This is a genomic window from Candidatus Methanoperedens nitratireducens (genome assembly GCF_900196725.1).
GTDB classification, from domain to species: domain Archaea; phylum Halobacteriota; class Methanosarcinia; order Methanosarcinales; family Methanoperedenaceae; genus Methanoperedens; species Methanoperedens nitroreducens_A.
The window spans coordinates 1-4,479 of record NZ_FZMP01000230.1 but is presented as its reverse complement, the minus strand read 5'-3'; the positions used below and the strand labels follow the sequence as shown (position 1 = coordinate 4,479).

At 42.0% G+C, this 4,479-nt stretch carries 6 protein-coding genes; 1 reads left to right on the top strand and 5 read right to left on the bottom strand.

Annotated features, from left to right (window positions below; genetic code table 11):
• Positions 1-179: 179 nt before the first annotated feature.
• The 5 genes from MNV_RS17285 to albA all read right to left on the bottom strand — a co-directional run bounded on the left by MNV_RS17285 (position 180) and on the right by albA (position 4,015).
• The gene (locus MNV_RS17285; protein WP_096207190.1) at positions 180-629 is read right to left on the bottom strand and encodes a hypothetical protein; all 450 of its coding nucleotides are present in this window, start codon (positions 627-629) and stop codon (positions 180-182) included.
• Positions 619-1,749, bottom strand: coding sequence for a deoxyhypusine synthase family protein (locus MNV_RS17280; RefSeq protein ID WP_218838060.1), 1,131 nt, complete (start codon positions 1,747-1,749; stop codon positions 619-621). Before MNV_RS17280 ends, MNV_RS17285 begins: the two co-directional genes overlap by 11 nt.
• A 114-nt stretch (positions 1,750-1,863) precedes the next feature.
• The gene (locus tag MNV_RS17275) at positions 1,864-2,625 is read right to left on the bottom strand and encodes a formate dehydrogenase subunit gamma (protein ID WP_096207189.1); all 762 of its coding nucleotides are present in this window, start codon (positions 2,623-2,625) and stop codon (positions 1,864-1,866) included.
• 3 nt (positions 2,626-2,628) lie between these two features.
• Complete coding sequence (locus MNV_RS17270) at positions 2,629-3,585, bottom strand: cytochrome c3 family protein (protein WP_096207188.1); 957 nt, start codon at positions 3,583-3,585, stop codon at positions 2,629-2,631.
• A gap of 160 nt (positions 3,586-3,745) precedes the next feature.
• Positions 3,746-4,015 (bottom strand): DNA-binding protein Alba, encoded by a 270-nt coding sequence (albA, locus tag MNV_RS17265; protein WP_096207187.1) that lies wholly within the window; start codon positions 4,013-4,015, stop codon positions 3,746-3,748.
• Between the two features lie 167 nt (positions 4,016-4,182).
• On the opposite strand from albA, the gene MNV_RS17260 reads away from it, so the two are divergent.
• A complete protein-coding gene (locus tag MNV_RS17260; protein WP_096207186.1) occupies positions 4,183-4,335 on the top strand; it encodes a DUF2080 family transposase-associated protein in 153 nt (50 codons plus the stop codon).
• The last annotated feature ends 144 nt before the right edge of the window (positions 4,336-4,479 follow it).

Genomic DNA, 4,479 nt, shown 5'->3' with positions numbered 1-4,479 from the left:
TGTGCGTTTCTTGCTATTATTCGATACTTACATAAATTTTTGTTGTCATAGTTATATGACAACAACCATTAAAATTGATTTCTGGAGATTAAAACAAAAAACAGCCTATGCATCCATAAAAAACGCATTTTTGATTATTGTTGTCCTATAAGCAGGGGTAAAGTTGGGTAAATTACATATTACTTAAAATCAGCGGAGTTAAGGATTAAAACAAGTACGTCTGATGTCCAGTATTGGTCCAGTACATTTCTTTGTTCGGTTATGTATGTCGAGAGTCTCTCTCCAGCTTCTATAGCTTCATTATTTCTAAGCTTCCATTCAATATACATTTCTTTAGTCGCCGCAGTCCCAAGGGCATCTGTACGCTTCTGAATTTCTGTCACCAGGTCAAGTTTCCATTTATAATCATCGTAAAGGCGGTTTGCATTGCTAATTACCCCCTGGCTTGTATTCTTATCTGTTGGTTTCGCCTGGCTTGTATTGATATCTGTCGATTCAACCTGGTTTTTATTGATATTTGATTGCTCAAAGCATCCAGAGATTATAACAACGGCGGATAGAATTAGAAAATAAGCAATTTTTTTATCAATAATCCACCTCGATTTACCTGTTTTGTGTTCATTTTTCAACTTTCGTTATCGCAGCTTCAACCAGTTCCTGTGTTATATCAGGCAGTATCCTGCCAAACCTCTTAGGCTTTCTCGGCTTGCAGTTCTCAAGAGCATACGCGAAGATAATGGGAACCCCCACAGTTGAATCAAGATACGGTACAACGTTCCCCTCGCCTGCTTTCGGGATTTTTCCCCATGATTTGCCTTCGTTTATCGTAGCGCCTGAGAGTCCTCCCGAATCCGGGCGGTCTACAGTCACCTGGATAACATAGTTCTCGCCCGGGCATTCAATGCCCAGTATCTGCGAGATCATAGGCGCAGTCTGCTGCAGGAAGTTCTTTGGTACGCCTCCGCCGACCTCAAGAACACCGCGCGGCACGTTATTTATCATGCTGTGATGCACGATGGCTGCGCTTTCAAGAGCATCCATTGTGGGGCTCGGATCAACGAAATCCTGAGACGCAAGTTTTTTTGAGCCGGATTTTGCACATGCTATTATGGGAAGATAGCTCGTACCCATACCTACGGATGAGTCTGCAAACGCAGGCACGAAAACCGGGACATCATGTTTTGCAGCCGATGCGATGAAAGAGCGCTCAGGATGTTTTGATGTTTCAAGCACTCCATTTCCCAGCATTTTATAGTAACAGGCAGTTGAATACTTCTCAGGCAGCTGGTTTTTTTCAATTGCTTTCCTGGTAAGCGTCTGGATTATCTTATCCTGCGCTATAAGGGTGCGCTCCATATCGATAAATACATCATATATCCTTACAACATCGTTTTCAGCCAGTTCATTATCATCTGCTGTGAAATCCCCCTGGTGCACCGGCAACCCGTATGCAAAATGCATATCGTGATAGGTATTTGCGCCGGTCGTGACTATCCAGTCGATAAAGCCGTTCTCGATCATCTTGATTATACCGCCGCCCAGCCCCACAGGAGACATCGCGCCAGCAAGCGTCAGGCAAACGGTCGAGTTATCATCGATCATGGTCTTGAAAAGATGACAGGCTTCAGCCAACCTCTTCGCGTTATATCCCATGCCGTCAAAAACATCATCCACTAATTGTGTTATGGTCATGCCCCTGGCAATGGATATAGGGGATATCGGTTTACCAGCCCAGTGATCACGTTTCATATAGTGCATACTTGTTCATCTCAATCGAGTCTCAATTTTCATTTTAAAATACTCAGCGAGATATTTAAGAATTTGCTACTACCCTCAGATGCACCATCTTGCAAGGAAATAAGATCAGGCTTTTGGTGGGGTATTTTCGCCCTTTTGCATCTGTTTCATAATTTCTTCATATTCAAGCGGATGCTCATGCTTCATCTGCTTCTCCGACAGGTTGCCGGTAAGCCAGGCTTTTGACATCGGGAATACTTCAGGGCTGTAATGAACATTCCACCAGTGGACTATGAAAATGAACAGGGTCGCAAGCAGCGCCTCATCCGTATGGATAATCGTCGAAAGATGAACGTATGCATATGGTATGTAATCCATCGCAACAAAAGGGAACATCATTATGAGTCCTGTAACGCATAGCATCACCATTCCCCAGAAAGCGCCCCAGTAATCGAATTTTTCTTTCCAGCTATACCTTCCGTATTTCGGGTGCTCTGCTTTTCCAAAATAAAAGAGTACCGTTTGCCAGAAATCCTTTGCATCTTTTAATGTCGGCCACACTTTCCGTTCAAGCAGTGACTCTTTATCGACGAAGATATGGTAGGTAACGTGATATACCCCGAGAAGAACCATCGTGATGCCTGCTGCGTGGTGTATCTGCGTTCTCATCTCAAAACCGCCAACGAGGTTAATGATGACAGGAGACCACCAGGCATCAGGGAATTTAACAGGCATGCCTGTAATAACAAGAAGCATGAAACTTCCGATCATTACCCAGTGCTCTACAAGTTGATTGAATGTGAACCTTTTAAAATAAACTTCGCTCATAGTAGTATCTACCTTTGGCCTTTTAGTATCCGACACTTCCAGTACATTTATCTTAGCCAACGCTTACCACCTCTTTTGAAGCTTGAATCTTGAGAGGAAATCAAGGATCACCATGCCTGCAAAGACGCTTATAACTCCTGTAGTCAATATCTTGAAAAACAAAGCTATCCAGTAGGCAAGGTCAAATGGACCGAGGTAGTATGTTTTCAACTGCGGGTCCATATCTGTTTTATTGAACACAAGCTCACCTTTATGCAGTGACTCCTTATCGTGGACGAGACCAAGAGCGATATCTGCATCGAATTTGACCCCGGGATGGCAGTTCGTCTTGCCGCAGGTCTTCGGAAGGTTCTCCGGGTAGGTACTTGAAGTGGGGTCTGTGTGGGACTTGGTGATGTGGTTGTTGTGGCAATCTGCACATGTCGCGACTACGTTATACCCGTTCCTTAATGCTTTCCAGTGGAACGATTCTTTATATGTATCAAGCCTGTCTGTTTTAATACCGTAGTACCAGGCGCTCATCATTTCTTTGTTGGAATGGCACTTTGCGCATGTAGCCGGGCTGTTCTGGTGATTTGATAATGATTGCGGGTCTTTTATCGTACGTATTTCATGTATCCCGTGACAATCTGTGCACGTTGCAGCCTCTGGATGACCTTTTTCAATTTGTTCCCAGTGGATGCTCTGCTTATAGTCCTTTGCTTCCTGTACATGGCATTTTGAGCAGATGCTGGTTATATTGTCTCTTGAGGGTTTACCGATAAAATTCCCTGACATCACATTGGCAGATATAACAGATGCGTTTGTCTCTTCTCTCCCTCCATGACAATCAGCGCAGTTAAAGCCCATCTGGTAGTGCGTATTATTTCTGAACTCATTGACTACCTGTGTGTGACAATGGTAACAGGACACATCCTCCTGGGCAGAGGCTGTGCTTACCGATAAAAAGAACACCATAATTAAAAACAATGCATATTTTGAAATCAATAAAGAGCTTACGCTCCCGTTGATAAATAACATTCGTTACTACCTCGCTGTCTCATTATAGATGTTTTCCTATCCTGTGCAGACCCCATTTTTACCCGTTTTTTGGGCTATAAATAATTAACCCTGCTGCCTTAAATAATTTGTGATTTTGAAGAGCGAATCTATCACATTTAAATATTATATTTTAATAGAATTATTTGATCATCACAATTTCCATAGTAGAGATATTGGATTCTCCTCTTTCCGAAGCAATCCTTTCTGTAGCGATTTTTATATCTTTTACTTTAGAATCCATCATAAATCTGTTCTTTGTCACTTCTGCAACATCTACAGCTCTTGATATTGCCCTTCCTCTTGCTTTGATAGTGACTTCCGATGCACCGCTGTTGAACTGCGTAACGACTGCGAGAACATAGTTCATCACAGGTTTGTTTCCGATATATACCACGTTGTCTTCTGTCATATCCTCACCCTAACTTATAGAGATGAATTACAATCATTCTACATATATTTAACTGAATTCCCAGTATCTCCGAAAGGATGTAAAATAATTTTATAAGTATAGAATTTTTGAGCTTTTCCGTTCTTCAATAGAAATATTTATATCTCTGGATATCCATAGTATATCCAATGAAAGAAGTTGCAATTCAAGCCCAAAATCATATTGAGATTGATGGAATCGAAGGATTCTTCATTCGTAAAGTAACGAAATTCGGTAATAGCGCAAAAGTTGACTGCCCCAAAGAATACATCAACCGAACTGTATATCTGGTGATAATTTGACCGTAAAAACAGATAGATACTTTCGGTCACTCAAAACCATTGATACATTCATAGATCGTGCCCTCGGTATAACGCCAAATGGGATAATTCTATCAGGATTCGATTATGATCTTGATTTATTACACGCAGCACTGGCAAACACTT